Annotated in this window: 12 protein-coding genes; 7 read left to right on the forward strand and 5 right to left on the reverse strand. The window is 57.5% G+C overall.

What is annotated here, in order from left to right:
• Positions 1–491: 491 nt before the first annotated feature.
• A complete protein-coding gene (locus IEX74_RS13625) occupies positions 492–6086 on the forward strand; it encodes an alpha-2-macroglobulin (RefSeq protein ID WP_188814568.1) in 5595 nt (1864 codons plus the stop codon).
• A 165-nt stretch (positions 6087–6251) separates the two neighbouring features.
• Positions 6252–6587: a hypothetical protein gene (locus IEX74_RS13630; protein ID WP_188814569.1), complete on the forward strand. Its 336-nt coding sequence runs from the start codon at positions 6252–6254 to the stop codon at positions 6585–6587.
• Positions 6588–6597: 10 nt separating this feature from the next.
• Here the strand turns inward: IEX74_RS13630 and IEX74_RS13635 are convergent, their stop codons facing one another.
• On the reverse strand, positions 6598–7194 hold the full coding sequence (locus IEX74_RS13635) for a Uma2 family endonuclease (protein ID WP_188814570.1): 597 nt from the start codon (positions 7192–7194) through the stop codon (positions 6598–6600).
• 79 nt (positions 7195–7273) lie between these two features.
• Between IEX74_RS13635 and pbpC the strand changes: the two genes are divergently transcribed.
• The 3 genes from pbpC (at position 7274) to IEX74_RS13650 (ending at position 11292) form a co-directional block, all read left to right on the forward strand.
• The gene (gene pbpC, locus IEX74_RS13640; protein WP_188814571.1) at positions 7274–9604 is read left to right on the forward strand and encodes a penicillin-binding protein 1C; all 2331 of its coding nucleotides are present in this window, start codon (positions 7274–7276) and stop codon (positions 9602–9604) included.
• A 164-nt stretch (positions 9605–9768) separates the two neighbouring features.
• Positions 9769–10479, forward strand: a complete 711-nt coding sequence (locus tag IEX74_RS13645; RefSeq protein ID WP_188814572.1) for a cytochrome b/b6 domain-containing protein — start codon at positions 9769–9771, stop codon at positions 10477–10479.
• Positions 10480–10485: 6 nt separating this feature from the next.
• Complete coding sequence (locus tag IEX74_RS13650; RefSeq protein ID WP_188814573.1) at positions 10486–11292, forward strand: molybdopterin-dependent oxidoreductase; 807 nt, start codon at positions 10486–10488, stop codon at positions 11290–11292.
• A gap of 110 nt (positions 11293–11402) precedes the next feature.
• Here the strand turns inward: IEX74_RS13650 and IEX74_RS13655 are convergent, their stop codons facing one another.
• The 3 genes from IEX74_RS13655 to IEX74_RS13665 all read right to left on the reverse strand — a co-directional run bounded on the left by IEX74_RS13655 (position 11403) and on the right by IEX74_RS13665 (position 14572).
• A complete protein-coding gene (locus IEX74_RS13655) occupies positions 11403–12311 on the reverse strand; it encodes a manganese catalase family protein (RefSeq protein WP_188814574.1) in 909 nt (302 codons plus the stop codon).
• A 172-nt stretch (positions 12312–12483) separates the two neighbouring features.
• Positions 12484–12891, reverse strand: a complete 408-nt coding sequence (locus IEX74_RS13660; protein WP_188814575.1) for a DUF779 domain-containing protein — start codon at positions 12889–12891, stop codon at positions 12484–12486.
• A 154-nt stretch (positions 12892–13045) separates the two neighbouring features.
• Complete coding sequence (locus IEX74_RS13665) at positions 13046–14572, reverse strand: aldehyde dehydrogenase family protein (protein WP_188814576.1); 1527 nt, start codon at positions 14570–14572, stop codon at positions 13046–13048.
• A 249-nt stretch (positions 14573–14821) separates the two neighbouring features.
• Between IEX74_RS13665 and IEX74_RS13670 the strand changes: the two genes are divergently transcribed.
• Positions 14822–15748 carry an AraC family transcriptional regulator gene (locus tag IEX74_RS13670; protein WP_188814577.1) on the forward strand — a complete coding sequence of 309 codons (927 nt, stop codon included), beginning with the start codon at positions 14822–14824 and terminating at the stop codon, positions 15746–15748.
• 112 nt (positions 15749–15860) lie between these two features.
• Complete coding sequence (locus IEX74_RS13675; protein WP_188814578.1) at positions 15861–18308, forward strand: alpha/beta hydrolase family protein; 2448 nt, start codon at positions 15861–15863, stop codon at positions 18306–18308.
• Between the two features lie 74 nt (positions 18309–18382).
• Here the strand turns inward: IEX74_RS13675 and rfbD are convergent, their stop codons facing one another.
• Complete coding sequence (gene rfbD / locus IEX74_RS13680; protein WP_188814579.1) at positions 18383–19234, reverse strand: dTDP-4-dehydrorhamnose reductase; 852 nt, start codon at positions 19232–19234, stop codon at positions 18383–18385.
• Positions 19235–19394: the final 160 nt, after the last annotated feature.

The raw sequence follows: 19394 nt of genomic DNA on the forward strand, positions 1-19394 counted from the left end.
CTGCTGCCATTTTTGCGCAAAGCAGTACTGCCGCATTTGGCACACGGTAAGATCGTCTGAAGCATGCCCCTAACCTACTAAAAACCACCTTCTAGACCACCGCCGCTGAGTTAACTACATACTCAAAAGAATTATCAGGTTTAAAAATATAGCAGTCCAGAATACCTTCGCCTGTTTGTTTTATTCCAATTTGCCAGGTACCTATAAGAGACTGGCTGTAGCTAGGTGGGATTATATAGAGCAAAAGTGATAGTACAACTATAAATTTAATAACTCGCGGAATCAACGTTGGTATCCAGCGCCAGGTCCAACGGTGATAGTACAACTATAAATTTAATAACTCTCATAAGAATTGCTTTGTGGGTTAGAGAAGCTACCCTTTGAAATAGCTCCTGTTTCAGGAAGAATCTTAAGCACAAGTATACTACTATAACATAGCAAATTGGCGTTTTCTCTATACCTTCCTGAGCCCATTTGCTCATCCCTTTCCTATGCTTTCCCGCTCCTTATTTCGCGTGCCGCTGCTGGTGCTGCTGGCTTTGCTATGTGCCTGCTCCAAACCTAGCTCCGACGAAGAAAAAGCCGCGGCAAGCACCGAAGGCGAGGAAATTGACCCGTACCAGAACGTGGTATTCACCTTCGATGAGGAAGTGGTGGGCGACGCGCAGCAGAACCGCTGGGACACAGTGCAGTACGTGAAGTTTGAGCCGGCGGTGCGCGGCAAGTTCAAGTGGACCAGCAACCGCGAGCTGACGTTTTCGCCCGCCGAGCCGTTTCGGCCGAGCACGGCGTTTCAGGCGGCGTTGCGCAAGGAAGCCATGCCGAGCGGCAAGCAAAAGCTAGCCCTCAGTCGCACCAAATTTCACACGCCGTACCTGGAGATGAGCGCGCCGCAGGTGTTCTGGGGCCGGTCGCGGCGGGTGGCGGGCTCGGCGGAGATGCGCGCTAACCTTGTGTTCAACTACTCGGTGCGGCCAAGTGACGTGCGCGGCAAGTTGCGCGTCACGCAGGATGGGCAGCCGGTGGCCTTTGAGGTGGTATCGGCGGAGCCGGACAAGCTGGTGGGCATCAGCTTCACCCAGCAAGTGCGCCCCTACTCGCCGCTGACGCTGACCGTGGAGCCTGGCCTGCGCGCCGTGGGCAGCGACCGAGCCACCACCAAGCCCCTCACCGCCGACGGCGACGTGCCCGACCAGCAAACCCTGCAAGTGCGCGAGCTAACCGGCTCCCTGCAAGATGGCGAACCCGTCGTGACGGTGCTCACGAACCAGCCGGTGACGGTGGATGATATTCGGGAGCAGCTGAAGGTGTCGCCGGAGGTGCCATTTGCGGTGGAGGCTTTGGAAAGCGGCTTTGCGCTGAAAGGCGGTTTTGAGGTGGGCCGCAGCTACCAGGTGAGTCTGAACGGCGGCACGCGCGGGGCCTTGGGCGGACAGCTCGCTGAACCTTTCAGCCAAACCGTGAGCTTCGGCGACGAGCAACCTAGCCTCTCCTTTGCCAACGGCGACAAAGCCATGTACCTCGACGCGCTGGGTGCCCGCAACCTAGGTATCCGCATCAACGAGGTGGAGAAGGTGAAGGTGACTATTGCCAAGGTGTACGCCAACAACATCCAGCAGCTGATGCGCGGCGGCAGTCAGTACGGCTACCCCGAATACAATGAAGATGAGCCCAGTACTGACGACGAAGGCGGCTACATCGACCGTTCATTTAAGTACTACGACGTCGAAAACCTAGGTAATGTGCTTACTGAGCGCACCTACACCGTGTCGGGTTTGCCGAAGCAACAGGGTTTGCGCCTGCTCAACCTGAGCATGAAAGACCTGGAGTTTACGGGGCCGCTGAAGGGGCTGTACATCGTAAAAATTGAAGACACCGAGCACCAATGGCTACAAGTCTCGAAGCTGGTGGCGGTGTCGGATATCGGGCTGATTGTGAAGCAAGGCAAGGCCGGCAGCACGCTGGTATTTGCCAACTCCATCCGCAATGCCAAGCCGCTGTCGGGGGTGTCTGTGCAGTTTGTGAGTTCTAATAACCAAGTCATTGCGTCGAGCACAACCAACGGCGACGGCCTAGCGAAGTTCGACAGCACGGCCGCCACGAGCCGCTTCCGCCTGAGCATGGTGACGGCCCAGCGCGAGTCCGATTTCACGTTCCTGGATTTGCCGCGCAGCCGCGTCGAGACGTCGCGGTTTGAGGTTGGCGGTTTGCAGAGCAACGCGGCCCGCTACCAAGCCTTCCTCTACGGCGACCGGGACCTGTATCGCCCCGGCGACACGATTCGCACCAACACCGTTATCCGCACAGAGAACTGGAAAACGCCGCCCGCCAACCTGCCCATCAAGATTCGGCTGCTGCTGCCCACGGGCAAGGAGTACGCGAGCTTGCGCAAGAAGCTGTCGGCGGCGGGCTCCTTTGAGTCGAGCTTCATTCTGCCGCCCAGTATCATGACCGGCCTCTACACGCTGGAAATCCTCACCGGCAACGATGTGCTGCTCACCTCGCGCCAGCTCAGCGTGGAAGAATTTATTCCCGACCGCCTAAAGGTGACGGTGAAAGCTAGCCCCGCCGTCGTGCGGCCGGGGCAAACGGTGACGGCCAACATCACGGCCACGAACCTGTTCGGCCCGCCCGCTTCCGACCGCAAGTTTGAGGTGGAATTTTCGCTGAAAGAGAAGTTCTTCAACCCTAAGAAATACCCCGATTATGACTTCCAAATCAGCACCGGGGAAGAGCGCCGCACGAGCTACGACGAGGAGTCGGAAAGCACGTCGGCCATTTCGAGCCGCTTTGAGAAAACCATGCGCGAGGGCAACACCGACGCGGCGGGTCGAGGCGCGGCCACGTACGAGGTGCCGGGCTACTCCGACCTAGGTATTCTGGAAGGTGCGGCGTTCACGACGGTATTCGACGAAACGGGCCGGCCGGTGAATCGCCTTACTACTTTTGAAGTGCAAACACAGCCCGTGTTGTACGGGATCCAGCGTATCAGCGACTTAATCAGCACGCGCCAGCAATTGCCGGTGCGCATTGTGGCCCTCACGCCGGCCGGGCAGCCCACCAATGCCAGCGCCCAAGTGACCATTGTGCGGCTCTTGTGGGAAACGGTGATTGAGCGCCGCGGCGGCCGCTACCTCTACAATTCGCAGAAGCGCGAGCAGGTGGTGATGAACCGCACCATTCCGCTGTACGCGGGCGGCAACCCCGACGCGAACCTAGGTTTTGCGCCCACTTATTCCGGCGAATACGAAGTGCGGGTGAGCCGGCCCGGCGCCCGCACCTACGTGGCGCAGCGCGTGTACGCCTACGGCTACGGCGATACGCAGAGCAATTCTTTCGAGGTAAACAACGAGGGCGAGGTGAGCATTGAGGCCGACAAAGCCAAGTACCAACCCGGCGAAACTGCCAATCTGCTGCTGAAAACGCCCTTCCCCGGCCGCGTGCTCGTGACGGTGGAGCGCGACCGGGTGCTCGACCATTTCTACGTGACCACCGACGAGAAATCGGCCCGCGTGCGCATCCCGATTCGCGGCAACCACGTGCCCAACATCTACGTGACGGCCACCGCCATCCGCGAAATCACCGACAACCGCCTGCCGCTCACGGTGGCCCGCGGCTTCGTGCCGCTCACGGTGGAGAAGCCCGACGCCCAGCTGCAAGTCGCCCTGAACGTGCCCCAGAAAAGCCGCTCCCAAACCTGGCAAACCATTGAGGCCACGACCGCGCCCGGCGCCAACGTGACCCTAGCCGTGGTGGACGAAGGCATTTTGCAGCTCAAGGATTACCGCACGCCCGACCCCTACGGCTACTTCTACCAGAAGCGCGCCCTCGAAGTGCAGGCCTACGACGTGTACCCCTTCTTGCTGCCCGAGCTAGGTACCAGCAGCTCCGGGGGCGACGCCGCCGACCTCTCGCGTCGCACCACGCCTGTGCCCTCGCGCCGCGTGAAGCTGCTCGCCAAATGGAGCGGCGTGCTGAAGGCCGATGCCAGCGGCAAAGTGCGCTACAAAGTGCGCATCCCACAGTTTTCGGGTGCCGTGCGGGTCATGGCCCTCGCCTACAAAGACGACGCGTTTGGCTCCGCCGAAAAAACCATGAAAGTGGCTGACCCGGTGGTGATCAGCACCGCGCTACCTAGGTTCCTCAGCCCCGGCGACACGATTGATGTGCCGGTAACGCTGACGAATACGACGGGGAAGGAAATGAATGCTGGTGTCGTAACGATTTCACCATCTAGTTTATTAACTAAGGTGACAAGTGCAGACGAATTGAATTCGGGAATGCTGGTAAGAGGAGTGCGAATAGGGAAAGAACTTATACCTTCTGGATTGTTATTTAAGTTAAAACCGAATCAAGAAATCAGGCATACTTTCCGCTTGACAGCAAATGGGGTAGGCAATGGTTTAGTAAAAGTTAATGTAAAAATTATCGAAAGGATAACAGTTCCAGATGGCCCAGATGTAAATAACCCGATCTTCACTGAAATCATCGAGCTTCCCATTCGTCCCGCTTCATCTTTAGAAAAGCGCACCGGCTCTGGCGTAGTAGCAGGCGGCAGCGGCGCGACGTTGAACCTGAAAACTAACTTCCTGCCGTCGTCGCTACGGAGCCAGCTGGTGGTGAGCCGCTCGCCAATGACGGAGTTTGCCAAAGACCTGCGCTACCTGCTGCAATACCCCTACGGCTGCCTGGAGCAAACTGTGTCGGCCGCTTTCCCGCAGCTCTACTACGGCGACCTAGCTGCCACGCTTCAGCAGAAAACCGGGCAGGCCGCCAAGGCCCAGCGCTACAACCCGAACTACAACGTGCAGGAAGCCATCCGCAAAATCGAGTCGATGCAGCTCTACAACGGCTCGCTCAGCTACTGGCCCGGCGGCGACTACGACAACTGGTGGGCCACCGCCTACGCCGCGCACTTCCTGCTGGAAGCCCAGCGGGCAGGATTCGACGTGAATAAAACCGTGCTCGACAAAGTGCTGCGCTACCTGCAATTCCGCAACCGTAAGCGCGAAACCGAAGAGTACCGCTACTTCGACGCCAACAACATTGCCCGCCAGAAGCTAATTGCCAAAAAGGAAATCACCTACAGCCTCTACGTGCTAGCCCTGGCCGGTCGGCAAGACCCGGTGGCGATGAACTACTACAAAGCCAACCGGCCGCTGCTCGCCCAGGATGCTAGGTTCCTGCTGGCCTGCACCTTCGCCCTCAACGGCAACGAGCGCAGCTTCCGCGACGTGCTACCCACCAAGTTCGGCGGCGAAACTGCGGCGGCCCGCGCCCTCGATGGCTCGTTCTACTCGCCCATCCGCGACGAAGCCTTGGTGCTCAACGCGCTACTCGCAGCCGACCCCGGCAATGCGCAAGTCGTGAGCCTCACGCGCCAGCTCAGCCGCCAGGTGAAGCAAGCCGGCTGGCTCAGCACCCAGGAGCGGGCGTTTGCGCTGCTAGCCCTCGGCAAAGTAGCGCGCCAAAACGCCGGCAGCACTGTCACGGCCTCCCTCCTCACCGACAGCAAGAAGATTGGCGAGTTTTCGGGCAAAGACCTCACGGTGAACAACGTAGCGAATCGGCAGCTAGCCTTGCGCACGGCGGGCAGCGGCAGCCTCTACTACTTCTGGGAAACCGAAGGCATTTCGCCCACCAACACCATCCGCGAGGAAGACGCCTACCTGAAAGTGCGTCGCCAGTTCCTCGACCGCAACGGACAACCCCTCGGCTCGCCCACCTTCCGCCAGAATGATTTGGTAGTCGTAAAAATCACCCTGCAAGCCGCCGACGCGGCCGGCACGGTAGAAAACGTCGCCATCACCGACCTGCTGCCTGCTGGCCTCGAAATCGAAAACCCACGCATCGGCGCCGTCCGCGACCTCGCCTGGGCCACCGACGCCGCCCAACCCGACTACCTGGATGTGCGCGACGACCGGATTAACCTGTTCACCACCGCCACAGGCCAGCCGAAGTCGTTCTACTACCTGGCGCGGGCAGTGAGCAAAGGCACCTTCCGCCTGGGCCCGGTAAGCGCCGATGCTATGTATAATGCGGATTATCACTCGTACAGCGGCGCGGGTGTGGTGCGGGTGCGGTAGAATCAATAACAATAGTCGCATATGCAAGAGGCTTCTTTGCAGACGTACATATTGTTTGTTCTACTGCTAATAGCAGAAGTATCTATTTTGTTTTTATCGGTGATTTACTCGATAAGGTACCTTCAACGTAATTCATTCGGATGGTATCTATTGATAATTCCACTTATGAATTTGATACCTCTTGCAATGTTAGGCTTAACTATATCGACTGTTTTCTGGCTTGACTATCCGAAGCAGAAGTTCAATCAGCAGTATTGGGCTTCTCGCCCAGAGGAACGCTACACAATGGAAGAAGATCTAATTGAAACAAAACCTCTAATTGGTCTAACCAACGAACAGGTTCTTCAAATGCTAGGAGAGCCTTCCTATGTTGATTCAGAAGCAACAGATGAGCTAGTATATACCTATACAATAGGGTATCCTCCATCATTGAAAACTATGGATAGGCCACAAATACTGTCTGTCAAGATCAAGGCAGGACTAGTAATTGAGGTCCACTGATTTTAGGCTTCTACACCCCCTCAAACACCTCGTTCCACTCCAACGCAAGCCCTGGCAAAGTATGCACCGCGATAGGTCCTGGCTCGAAGAACTCGCCGTGAATCCGGTACTTTTCTCCTTCCAACACGCACACGACGACGTTCTTCAGACCGGGGTCTACCATCCAGTATTCGCGCACGCCGTTTTCCTCGTAGAGGTCGAACTTGGTCTTACTGTCGTGGGCCGTGTTGCCGGGCGAGAGAATTTCAATAATCCAGTCGGGCGCACCTAGGCACCCGAACTCATCGAGCTTGGCCGGGTCGCAAATAACGCAGAGGTCGGGCTGCACAACGGTAATAATCTGCGCATCGCCGTTGGGTGTGGCGCGCGTTAGGCGAACGTCGAAGGGTGCTGCAAACCCCTGGCAACTACCACCCCGAATCGCCATTCCGATTAGTGTGTTGAGACGAAATGAAATCTTCTGATGCCGCACGCGCGGCGCGGGGCTCATACGGCGCACTTTGCCTTTTATCAACTCCACAAACTCATCCATGCGCCACGTCAGATAATCGGCGTAGGTGTAGGTTTTGGTGAGGTCGAGTTGCGAAATATCGGTGATGGGCGCCATGGCAAATACTATTAAGTTCGTTGACGAATATACACCTTAAATCCAGCGCCAGAAGGCGGACAGCGGCTATCTTGCACCTATGAAGCGGAGCGTCAGCATACGGGTTTTTGCGGGGCTAGGGCTGTTGCTGCCCCTGCTGCTCGGCCTCAACCTAGCTTTCCCGCTGCCGCGCACGCCGCTCTACTCTCCCATCGTCACGGCGGCTGATGGCTCGGTACTGCACGCCTTTCTGAACCCCACGCAGAAGTGGCGCATGAAAACGGAGCTGCGCGAAATCACACCGGCGCTGCGCAAGGCCATTGTTGCCAAGGAAGACCGTTGGTTTTACTATCACTTCGGCGTGAATCCGCTGGCGATTGTGAAAGCAGCTGGGCGCAACGTGTTTGGCCAAGGTCGCACGACGGGTGCCAGCACCATTACGATGCAGGTGGCGCGTTTGCTGGAGCCGAAGGAGCGCACCCTAGGAAACAAGCTGCTGGAAATGCTGCGTGCCGTGCAACTCGAAGCGCACTACAGCAAAGACGATATCCTACAGCTTTACCTCAACCTTGTACCCTACGGCGGCAACGTAGAAGGCGTGAAATCGGCCGCGCTGCTCTACTTTCAGCAACCACCCGATTACTTGTCGCTCGCGCAAACCGTGACGCTGGCCATCATCCCAAACCGACCTAGGGGGCTAGTGCTAGGCAAAAACAACGCGGCCGTGTTGCAAGAGCGCAACCGCTGGCTGCGGCGCTTTGGCGAGCAAGGCCTTTTTGCAAAACAGGACATTGAAGACGCGCTGCTGGAGCCGCTCGACGTGCAGCGCCACGCCGCCCCTACCCTAGCGCCGCACCTTGCTCGACGCCTGGTCCGGCAGCTTCCGCACGAGGCGATTGTCGCTTCTACCCTCAACCGCAGCAAGCAAGCCAAGGCCGAAGACCTCACGCGCAATTACGTGCGCCGTCTGCACGAGCTAGGTATTTCCAACGCGGCGGTGCTGGTCATCAACAACCGCACGCGGGCGGTGGAAGCGTACGTCGGCTCGGCTGATTTTCAGGATGCTTTCAATCAAGGGCAGGTCGATGGTATTCAGGCGGTTCGCTCGCCGGGCAGCACGCTCAAGCCGTTTCTTTACGCCCTAGCCATGGACCGTGGCCTGCTCACGCCCAAGCTCGTACTACCCGACGTGCCCATCAACTTCGGCGGTTACCAGCCCGAAAACTTCGACAAGCATTGCAACGGCGAGGTGACGTTGGAGCGCGCCCTAGCGCATTCCCTCAACATTCCGGCCGTGCGGGTGCTCTCCGAAATGGGCGTGCCCACGTTCACCGATAAGCTACGCGAGGCAGGTTTCCAAAGCGTCACGCAGAACCGGACACAGCTCGGCCTGTCGAGCATCCTGGGTGGTTGCGGGGCTAGCTTAGAAGAGTTGACAAACCTGTACGTGACCTTAGCCAATAGCGGCAAGTACGCCCCGCTGCGGTGGACTCGATCCTCGCCCAGCATTCGTCCATCTACGAAGAACCTAGCTCCCAAAGGCACTGCGCTGGTTTCCGATGCCTCGGCCTTCTTGGTCACCGATATTCTCAGCCAGCTTACGCGCCCTGACCTGCCCATCAACTACCAGAGCAGCATGCGCCTGCCAAAAGTGGCCTGGAAAACCGGCACCAGCTACGGCCGCCGCGACGCCTGGAGCATCGGCTACAACCGCGAATACACGATTGGCGTGTGGGTGGGCAACTTCAGTGGGCAGGGCGCCCCGGCCCTCACGGGTGCCGACGTAGCCACGCCGTTGCTATTCGACTTGTTCAACACCATCGCCTACAACTCGCCCAACGACTGGTTCCAGCCACCGGCCTCCCTCGACTTTCGGCTGGTGTGCGCCGAAACGGGTCTGCTGCCCGGCGAGCATTGCCCCAACCAAATCATCGACTATTTCCTGCCCGGCACTTCCTCCACCCAGCGCTGCCAGCACCAGAAGGAAGTGCTCGTGTCGGCCGATGGAGCGTATGCGTATTGCCGAGCCTGTGCGCCGGCGGCGGGTTTTCGGCGCGAGTTGTACCCTAATATGCTGCCGGAGGTGTTAGCCTACAAGGAAACGCAGGGCATTCCGTACCATCGCTTGCCGCCCCACAATCCCGGCTGTCAGCTAGTGCGTGGCGGCACGGAGCGGGCACCTAGCATCACATCGCCCTTGGCGAATACCGAATACGTGCTCAATCGCCACGAGAAGCAACAGTTGCTGCTTAGCTGCGCCGCCGACAATGAGGTGCGCCAAGTGTATTGGTACGTCAACGACAGGTTTCTGCGGGCCGCTTCGGCCTCAGAACGCGTGTTTTTTCAACCGCCACCCGGCCCGCTAAAAATCTCCTGCGCCGACGACCACGGCCGAAACACCGATATTCAGGTGACGGTTACGGAGATGTAGAGACGCAATATTTTGCGTCTCCACGTTGAACTATGGGCCTAGAACGACGGAACACAAACAACGTCAGCAACGATAAGACGCAAAATGTTGCGTCTCTACACCGTTCGGGATAAACTTCCTCCCCCACAAAGCTGAGCTTGCCTGAATTACGTACAGCTCACCCTATGAAGCAGCTTAAAGAAAAGCACCCCCTAGCTATCCGCTGGTTTCACTGGATCAACTTTCCGGTGCTGACGCTCATGATTTGGAGCGGCCTGCTTATTTACTGGGCCAACGACATTTACCGCATCCGGTTCGCCGGTAAGACCCTTTATCACTTTTTCCCCGATTCTTTCTACAAAGCACTGCACGTACCATTTCGGTTGGCGGAGGGCATGTCGCTGCACTTTGTGTTTATGTGGCTGTTCGTTATTAATGGCGTGTTGTACGTGGCGTACACATTTGTTTCCGGCGAGTGGCGCTACTTGTTGCCCAATCGCCATTCCTTCCGTGAGGCGTGGCAGGTGACGCTATACGACCTAGGTTTGCGCAAAACCGAGCCGCCCGTGCGCAAATACAATGGGGCACAGCGTATTGCCTACACGGCTGTTCTGCTCATGGGTATCGGCTCCTTGCTCACGGGCCTAGCTATTTACAAGCCGACGCAACTTGCCTGGCTTACGCAACCGTTAGGTGGTTATGAATCGGCGCGCTTGCAGCATTTTATCCTGACTATCGGCTACGTGCTGTTCTTCGTAATACACATAGCACAGGTGATTCGGGCGGGCTGGAACAACTTCCGCTCAATGATTGCGGGCTTTGAGGCGGTAGAATCGCCCGCACCTACTGCTTCCGTGGCGCCGGCCGCCGACCGCCCTGCTCCTACTTCGATCTAGCTTTTTATGGCCGATACTTCCCAAAACTCTACGCCGTCGTCTGACGAGCAAGTGCAACGCGAGGCTACGCGCCGGTCGCGCCGGGCCTTTTTGGTGTCGGGGGTAGCAGCGCTAGCAAGCCTAGGTGGTTGGCGCTGGCTTGTGTCGCAGCCGAAAGAGGCTGGTATTCCGTGGCCCCTGCGTCGGGTACTCGATGCGAATGGGAAGCTGGCCGGCGAATATTTCAGCGACGCGCACCTGGCTCCCGTGTTCCCCAAGCACTTAGTTCGGGAGCCGCGCACCAACGGCAACGTGGGCCTAGGTAGCAATTTTGACCCTGCTACCTGGCGCTTGCAAGTCAGCTCCTTGGCGGAACCAAAGCGCATTCAGGCTTTCACGCTCGACGACATCAAAGCCTTGCCGCGTGTGGAAATCACGACCGAGCTGAAGTGCATCGAAGGTTGGAGCGTGGTGGTGAACTGGGCCGGTGCACGCTTCGCCGACTTTGCCACGAAGTACGGCCTAGCTACCCCCGACGGCGGCACCACGGCCGCCAGCGCCGATGCCCTAGCTCCTTACGTCCGCGTCGCAACTCCCGACAACGCCTACTACGTCGGTCTCGACATTGCCAGCGCCCTGCACCCCCAAACGCTGCTTTGCTACGAAATGAACGGCCAACCGCTCACGCCCGAGCACGGCGCGCCTTTGCGCCTGGCTATGCCGGTCAAGTATGGTATCAAGTACCTGAAACGTATTGGCAACATTCAGTTTATGAGCCAGCGCCCCGCCGATTACTGGGCCGACCGCGGCTACGACTGGAACGCCGGACATTGAGCAGGAATGACGTTCTGCCAATGACGTGCTTGTGTTTCAGACCTCAGCAAACAAAAACAGCCCCGAATACCTAGGTAATCGGGGCTGTTTTTAAAAGCTAGATTCGCAGGCTACACAGCGTCGCTGTTGTGGCTGCCGCTGCCGCTCAGCGTACCTTTTACTTTATCGCTGATGGTGCCTAGCATAGCGTCAGGCGTGGTCATCTGTTCTTTCTGTGCGTGGCCGCGTGGATCTGGGGGAGCTAGCACGGGCACACCACCTAGGGGCGCAGCTTTTTCCAAGTGGAATTCGCCTTTGCCATCCAACGATGGGCCAGATACCCAACGACCAGCCGGCGTTGGTTGGTTGCCAATGTACGTGCTTACGAAGGCGTAGTTAAAGCCTTGTACTTCTTCGCTTTGTGGGAAGCTGTTCGGGATAGGCATAGCGTTCAAGCCGCCGAGTTCCTCAATTACAGCCATCCACTGGTTTTGGTGCATGGTGTCGCGGGCGATGAGGAAAGCCAGGAAGTCCTTCATGCCCGGGTCATCGGTCATTTCCCACAGGCGAGTAGCCAGGACACGGCCGGTGCTTTCGGCAGCTACGTTGGTGTACATATCGGCCACAATGTTGCCGCTGCCTACCACCCAGGAGCCGTTGAAGGGCACCCCATTTGCATCGTGCGCCAGCGCCGACATACCGGCCGAAAGAATTTGCCGTGGGTCCATGCCGCCCATAATGGCACCTACCATTTTGTCTTTCGCAAACTCATCCTGCATGCTCATCGGAGCACCTTCCAGGTTGAGGGCCACGGCCGTAGCCAGCATCTCGATGTGAGCCATTTCCTCGGTGCCAGTCTCCAGCAGCATGTCGCGGTACTTCACCGGACCGCGTGAGCCCCAAGCCTGAAACAGGTACTGCAAACAAACGCGAATTTCGCCTTCGATGCCGCCAATGGCTTGCTGCAACATGCGTGCGAATACGGGGTTGGGCTTCTCTACCCGCACTTTGTACTGGAGTTCTCGATCGTGATAAAACATGGTGAGAGTTTTTTAGGTGTGAAAACAGTTGCCGTTAGTATGCATGCCAACGACTTTGGCTGTTTATACGCCCACTCACCTAGGTTCACTTGCGGTATAAATACGGGTTTTGGTTACACTTTTTTGGCAATAGCTTCCGTAAAAACCCCGCCACTTACGGGGTTACACGGAATTAGCTTACAGAATTTGGGTATTCCTCTCCATCGAACACCGGTTCCAAGTTCGCTTCTTCCTCCTGCGTGAACATGCGGGAGCGAATCAGAAAGCGTACGCCGTGTGGAATTTCCAGCGAAAAGCTAGCTCCCCGACCTTTGGTCACATCAACGGTGAGCTGCGTGTGCTTCCAATACTCAAATTGGCTGGCGCTCATGAAAAAGTCGCAGCCGTGGATGCAACCGAGCCACACGTCGTTGCTGCCGACCTTGAACTCGCCGGCCGCAAAGCACATCGGAGACGAACCATCGCAACAGCCGCCGCTCTGGTGAAACATCAGCGGGCCGTGTTCGTCGCGGAGCAGATCAATGAGGGCTTCGGCGGCGGGCGTGACGAGGACGCGGGGCGTGAGGGAGGTTGTGGACATAGTAGAAGAAATGGTGAAATCAATGAAATCAGAACGTCATGCTGAGCCTGTCGAAGCATCTCTCCCGCAGTAGTAATGTCATTTACTTTGGCGGTAAAGATGCTTCGACAGGCTCAACATGACGTGCTTACTTATTCAAGAACCTAGCTCACGACTAAAAGAAACCTAGCTTTTGCTGGCTGTAAGAAATCAGCATGTTCTTGTTTTGGCGATAATGCTCCAGCATCATCTTGTGGTTTTCGCGGCCAAAACCCGATTTCTTGTAGCCACCGAACGGCGCGCCGGCTGGGTAATCGTGGTAGCAGTTCACCCACACGCGGCCGGCCTGAATGGCGCGCGGCACCTGGTACAGCTCGTGCGCATCACGCGTCCAGACGCCGGCACCTAGGCCGTAGAGCGTATCATTAGCAATTTCGATGGCTTCGTCCACCGTTTTGAAGGTCGTGACGGACACCACCGGGCCGAAAATTTCTTCCTGGAAGATGCGCATCTTATTATGGCCGCGGAACACGGTGGGCTGGATGTAGTAGCCTTCGGCCAGCGCCCCGTCTTCCTGGTGGTAGGCGTCGCCACCAACTAGCACTTCCGCGCCTTCGTCCTTGCCGATTTCCAGGTAGCTCAGGATTTTCTCGAACTGATCGTTGCTGGCCTGGGCGCCCATCATAGTTTCCTTGTCGAGCGGGTTACCTAGCTTGATGGCCTTCACCCGCTCAATCACGCGGGCAATAAACTCGTCGTAAATGTCTTCCTGAATCAGCATGCGCGAAGGGCAGGTACAGATTTCGCCTTGGTTCAGGGCAAACATCACGGCGCCTTCAATGGCCTTGTCGAGGAAGTCGTCGTCGGCATCCATCACGCTTTTAAAGAAGATGTTGGGCGACTTGCCACCTAGCTCCATCGTCACGGGAATGATGTTTTCGGAGGCGTACTGCATAATGAGGCGGCCCGTGGTGGTTTCACCCGTAAACGACACTTTCTGCACGCGCGGCGACGAAGCCAGCGGCTTGCCGGCTTCCAGCCCAAAGCCGTTCACTACGTTCACCACGCCGGCTGGAATCAGGTCGCCGATCAACTCCATCAGCACCATGATGCTGGCGGGCGTTTGTTCGGCGGGCTTCATGACTACGCAACAGCCGGCAGCCAGCGCGGGAGCTAGCTTCCAGGTGGCCATCAGCAGCGGGAAGTTCCAGGGAATAATCTGCCCCACCACGCCCAGTGGCTCATTGATATTCATCGACAACGTCGTCTCATTTAACTCCGTAGCGTTGCCTTCCTCAGCCCGAATGACGGCGCCAAAGTAGCGGAAGTGGTCGACGACCAGCGGCAGGTCGGCGTTGAGGGTTTCGCGGATGGCTTTGCCGTTTTCCACGCACTCCACGGCGGCCAGGTGCTCGAGGTTCTGCTCGATGCGGTCGGCAATTTTCATCAGCATGTTGCTGCGCGTAGTAGCCGACGTATTTTTCCAGGTCTTGAACGCTTCGTGTGCCGCGTCGAGGGCTAGCTCAATGTCTTCTTTGGTGGAGCGGGCGACTTTGGTAAAGGCCTTGCCATCAATCGGAGAAGGGTTATCGAAGTATTGGCCCTTCACCGGCGCGACCCACTTGCCACCAATAAAGTTATCGTAATGCTCTTTGAACTGCGGACGGGCAACCAGGGTGGTGCTTTCTACTAAGGTTTCCATGAGATAGAAGTTAGGACGTGAAGACTAGGTCCAAGGTAGCTCACGTTATTGCTACACTAGGTCTAGTATCCTCTCAACATCATCTCGAATAGTCGCAAACGTTTTAATTGCCTTCTGGCTAGGTTTTCAGCCCTTTATCCCTGCTTGTAACCTAGGTCCAAGACAGCTAATGCAAACGTTTGTTGTTGAGCCTGATTATATTGCATAGTCAGTCGTCGTGCTGTTGCGTTTTCTCAAAGCCACCTGTTCATGCCGCGTACTTCGTTATCCAATGCCGTTGCGCTCCACCGTCCCGACCAGCTCCAAACGTTGGTTGAAAACCGCACCATCTACTCGCTTGATGCCTTTGAGCTGAACATCTTCGAGACGCACCAACCCGCCAGCCGCGTACCGCTGAGCATGGGCAGCCTGGTGCTCACCACCATGCTGCGGGGCAAGAAAGTGATGCACCTGGCCGGCCGTGCCGCTTTCGACTACCTGCCGGGCGAATCGGTAGTAGTAGGCGAGCAGCAGACGATGGAAATTGACTTTCCCGAAGCCAACGAGGAAAACCCGACCCAGTGCCTGGCCGTGGCCATTCCCGCCGACACCATCCGCCACACGGTGGACCTGCTGAACGAGCGTTTTCCGCTGGCCGAAGACCACAAGCCCTGGCACCTCAACGATTCCGAAACCGCCCACCTCACCAACACGCCCGAGCTGACAGGAACCCTCGAACGCCTCGTGCATCTCTCCCAGGAAACGCACGCCGCCAAAGATGTGCTGGCTAGCTTCACGCTTCAGGAGCTACTCGTGCGCCTGATGCAAACTCAAGCGCGCCAGCTCATCTTCCGCAACTACGCCCAACACCTTACCTCCCACCGCTTTGCGGCCGTGGTGCAATACATCAAGCAGCACCTCACCGACCAGATTACGGTGGAGAAGCTGAGCGAGCTAGCCTGCATGAGCAAGGCTACGTTTTTCCGCGTGTTCAAGCGCGAATTTGGCCTCACACCCGTCGAATATATTATTCAGGAGCGCCTCAGCGAAGCCAAACGCCTGCTACGCAACCCTTTGACAACGGTAGCAGATGTATGCTTTCGGGTGGGTTTTAACAACACGAACTACTTCCAGGTGCTTTTCAAGAAGTACGAAGGCATGACGCCGGGCTTGTATAAAAAGCAGTGTGCGCTGTAGGAACGCGCCGTGGCGCGTTCCTACAGCGCACACCGCGTCGTGCAACGACAAGCAACCCTCCGACCTAGGTCTTGTCTTCTGCTAACTTAGCCGGAACTCAAAACATCTTTCTATGAAAAAACTCTCCGTACTCACAGGAGCGTTGTGGTTGGCGACCTTGGCTGCCCAAGCCCAGGATGCCACCTATCAAACGCCTCCCAAACTCATTGCCGACCTCGTCGATGCGCCTGCTACGCCCCGCATGAGCCTTTCATCGGACGGCAAATGGATGGTGCTCATGCCGGTGCAGGATTTGCCGTCCATCGCCGAGCTGTCGCAGCCGGAACTGCGCATTGCGGGCTTGCGCCTGAACCCGCGCACGAATGGGCAAAGCCGCGTCAGCTATTCCACCGCCCTAACGCTGAAGCACCTAGGTGATAACAAGGAAACCCCGGTGCAAGGCTTGCCAACGCCCGCCAAGATCAGCGAAGTAAGCTGGTCGCCGGATAACACCAAGCTAGCTTTTGCCCTTACCACCGACGCTTCGCCCACCGACAGCCGCATGGAGCTGTGGCTGGTGGATGTGGCGACGGCCAGGGCGCACAAGCTGATGAATCTGCCGCTGAACGGGGTGTTCGGCAACTCCTTCGACTGGGTAGCCGATAGCCGCACCCTCATTGCGCACACGGTGCTGCCCAACCGCGGCGAAGTGCCCGCCAGCAATGCTACTCCGACTGGCCCTATCATTCAGGAAAACGTAGGCAAGAAAGCCGCCGCCCGCACCTATCAGGACTTGCTGAAAAACCCGAGCGACGAGAAGATTTTCGACTACTACGCCACGACCCAGCTCGTGAAGGTAGATCTGGAAGGCAAGACGACGCCCCTAGGTCAGCCCGGCGTGATTCAGGTGGCCACGCCCTCGCCCGATGGCAAGTACGTGTTGGTGAAAACCCGCCATCGGCCCTACTCCTATCAGCTCACCGTGGGCAGCTTCCCGGTGAAGGTTGATGTGCTCGACATGAGTGGGCAGCCGGTGAAAACCGTCGCGGACCTTCCGCTCGCCGACAACGTGCCCACGAACTTCGACGCCGTGCCCACCGGCCAGCGCCGCCACGACTGGCGGGAAGATGCGCCCGCTACCCTTTATTGGGTAGAAGCCCAGGACGGAGGCGACCCCAAAGTGCAGGCGCCCGTCCGCGACAAAGTGTTTACGCTGGATGCGCCCTTCACCGGCTCGGCGCAGGAGCTAGCTGCCCTGCCGCTGCGCTACAACGACATCCTGTGGGGCACGTCGTCGCTGGCTTTGGTGCAAGGCTACCGCTGGGCCGACCGCAAGGAGATGACCTGGACGATAAACCCCGCTGCTAAAGGTGCGCCGACGGTGCTTTTTGACCGCTCCTCCCAGGACACCTACAACGACCCCGGCACGCCCTATCAGCACCGCAACGCTGCTGGCCGCTACGTGCTAGCTACTGACGCCAAGGGCGAAACGATTTACATGGTCGGCAATGGCGCCTCGCCCGAAGGCGACCGGCCGTTCGTCGATCAACTGGATCTGAAGACCAAGAAAGCCAGCCGCTGGTGGCGCTCGGAATCGCCGTACTACGAGGTGCCCGTGGCCATTATCGACGCGGAGAAACGCCTGCTCGTGACCCGCCGCGAATCGCAGAAGGAAAACCCTAACTACTTCCTGCGCGACCTGAAGAAGAAAAAGCTCACGGCGCTTACCAAATTCGCGAATCCATATGCAGCGGTGGGCAGCCTGCAAAAGCAGGTGCTCAAGTACAAGCGCGCCGATGGCGTCGACCTAACGGCCAACCTCTACCTGCCCCCGAACTACAAAAAATCGGATGGTCCGCTGCCCACGCTGATGGAAGCGTACCCGGTAGAGTTCAAGGATAAAAGTGACGCTGGCCAGGTGAAAGGCTCGCCCTACACGTTTACGCGCCTGAGCTGGGCCACTCCCATTTTCTGGGTGACGCAAGGCTACGCGGTGCTGCAAGGCGCGTCTATCCCGATTGTGGGCGAGGGCAACAAGGAACCCAACGACACCTACACTGAGCAGCTGGTAGCCAGCGCCAAAGCCGCCATCGATGAAGGTGTAAGGCTAGGTGTTGTCGACCGCAACCGCGTGGGCGTGATGGGCCACTCCTACGGCGCCTTCATGACGGCCAACTTACTTGCCCATAGCAATTTATTCAAGGCCGGCATTGCGCGCAGCGGCGCCTACAACCGCACGCTTACGCCTTTCGGCTTCCAGGCCGAGGAGCGCACGTATTGGCAGGCGCCGGAGGTGTACAACGCCATGTCGCCCTTCAACTACGCCGACAAAATCAAGACGCCGATCCTGCTCATCCACGGCGAGGCGGATAACAACTCCGGCACGTTTCCGCTGCAAAGCGAGCGTTTCTACAACGCCCTGAAAGGCCACGGCGCCACTGTGCGCTACGTGGTGCTGCCCTTCGAAGCCCACAGCTACGCCTCTCGTGAAAACATCATGCACATGCTCTGGGAGATGAATACGTGGCTGGATAAGTACGTAAAAAATGCGTCCGCTCCTTCCGCGCAACCAGCGCAGTAACCTAACTTAGCTTATTCAGCAAAAAGGCCGCTGCTCATACGAGTAGCGGCCTTTTTGCTTTACCTGCACAAGATTTACAAACGGCTCAGGCAGACCTTCAAACTCTCGCGCCAGTGCGGAATAGCGACACCTAGGTTGGTTTTGGCTTTGGTTTTATCCATCACCGAAAACGCCGGGCGTGTGGCTTTCGTGGGGTACTCGGCGGTGCGAATGGGCACGGTGCGCACCGTTGTGCTGCTCAGCTCAAAAATCGCCGTGGCGAAGTCGTACCACGACGCCACGCCTTCGTTGCTGTAGTGGTAAATACCGTATTGTTCGTTCTGGCTTTCGATGATGGTGAGGATGCAGCCGGCCAGATCGATGGCGTACGTCGGCGTGCCAATCTGGTCCCAGATAATGCGCAGCTCGTCCCGCTCTCGACCTAGCTTCAGCATGGTCTTCACGAAGTTGTTGGCGTATTCGGAGTACAGCCAGCTGGTGCGCAAAATAAAATAACACTCTGTCTGCTTGGCAATTACCTGCTCACCTTCCAGCTTTGTGAGGCCATAAACGCTGATGGGCGCAGCTTCGTCCGTCTCCGAGAGCGGCTCGTTGCCGGTGCCCGCAAACACGAAATCGGTGGAAATATGGATGAGCGTGGTGCCGAACTGCGCGCACAGTTTGGCCAGGTTCTCCGCGCCGTCTCTGTTGATTTTGCGGGCTAGGTCTACATCGTCTTCGGCCTTATCGACGGCCGTGTAGGCGGCACAGTTGATGCAATACGCGGGCTGGTGCTGCTCGAATACGGCTTGTAGCTTTTCGGTATCCAGAATGTTGGCCTGGTCTTCCGCCGGGAAAATGATATCGTTGTTATTTCCCTCGTTAGCAACAAATTGCAGGCACTGACCTAGCTGGCCCGATGCGCCGAAAACAATTATTTTACCCATAAAACGTGCTGACTGATAAAAACAGGTTGATCTGACCCCAAAAGTAGTTCATTCGTAGGAACGCGCCACGGCGCGTTCTGTCGTTGGACGAAGCGGCACTGATCAACCTAGGTATTGGGCAAAATCATTCGCCCAAGTGGCACGGACGAGAACGCGCCGT

The organism is Hymenobacter cavernae (genome assembly GCF_014641455.1).
Classification (GTDB): domain Bacteria; phylum Bacteroidota; class Bacteroidia; order Cytophagales; family Hymenobacteraceae; genus Hymenobacter; species Hymenobacter cavernae.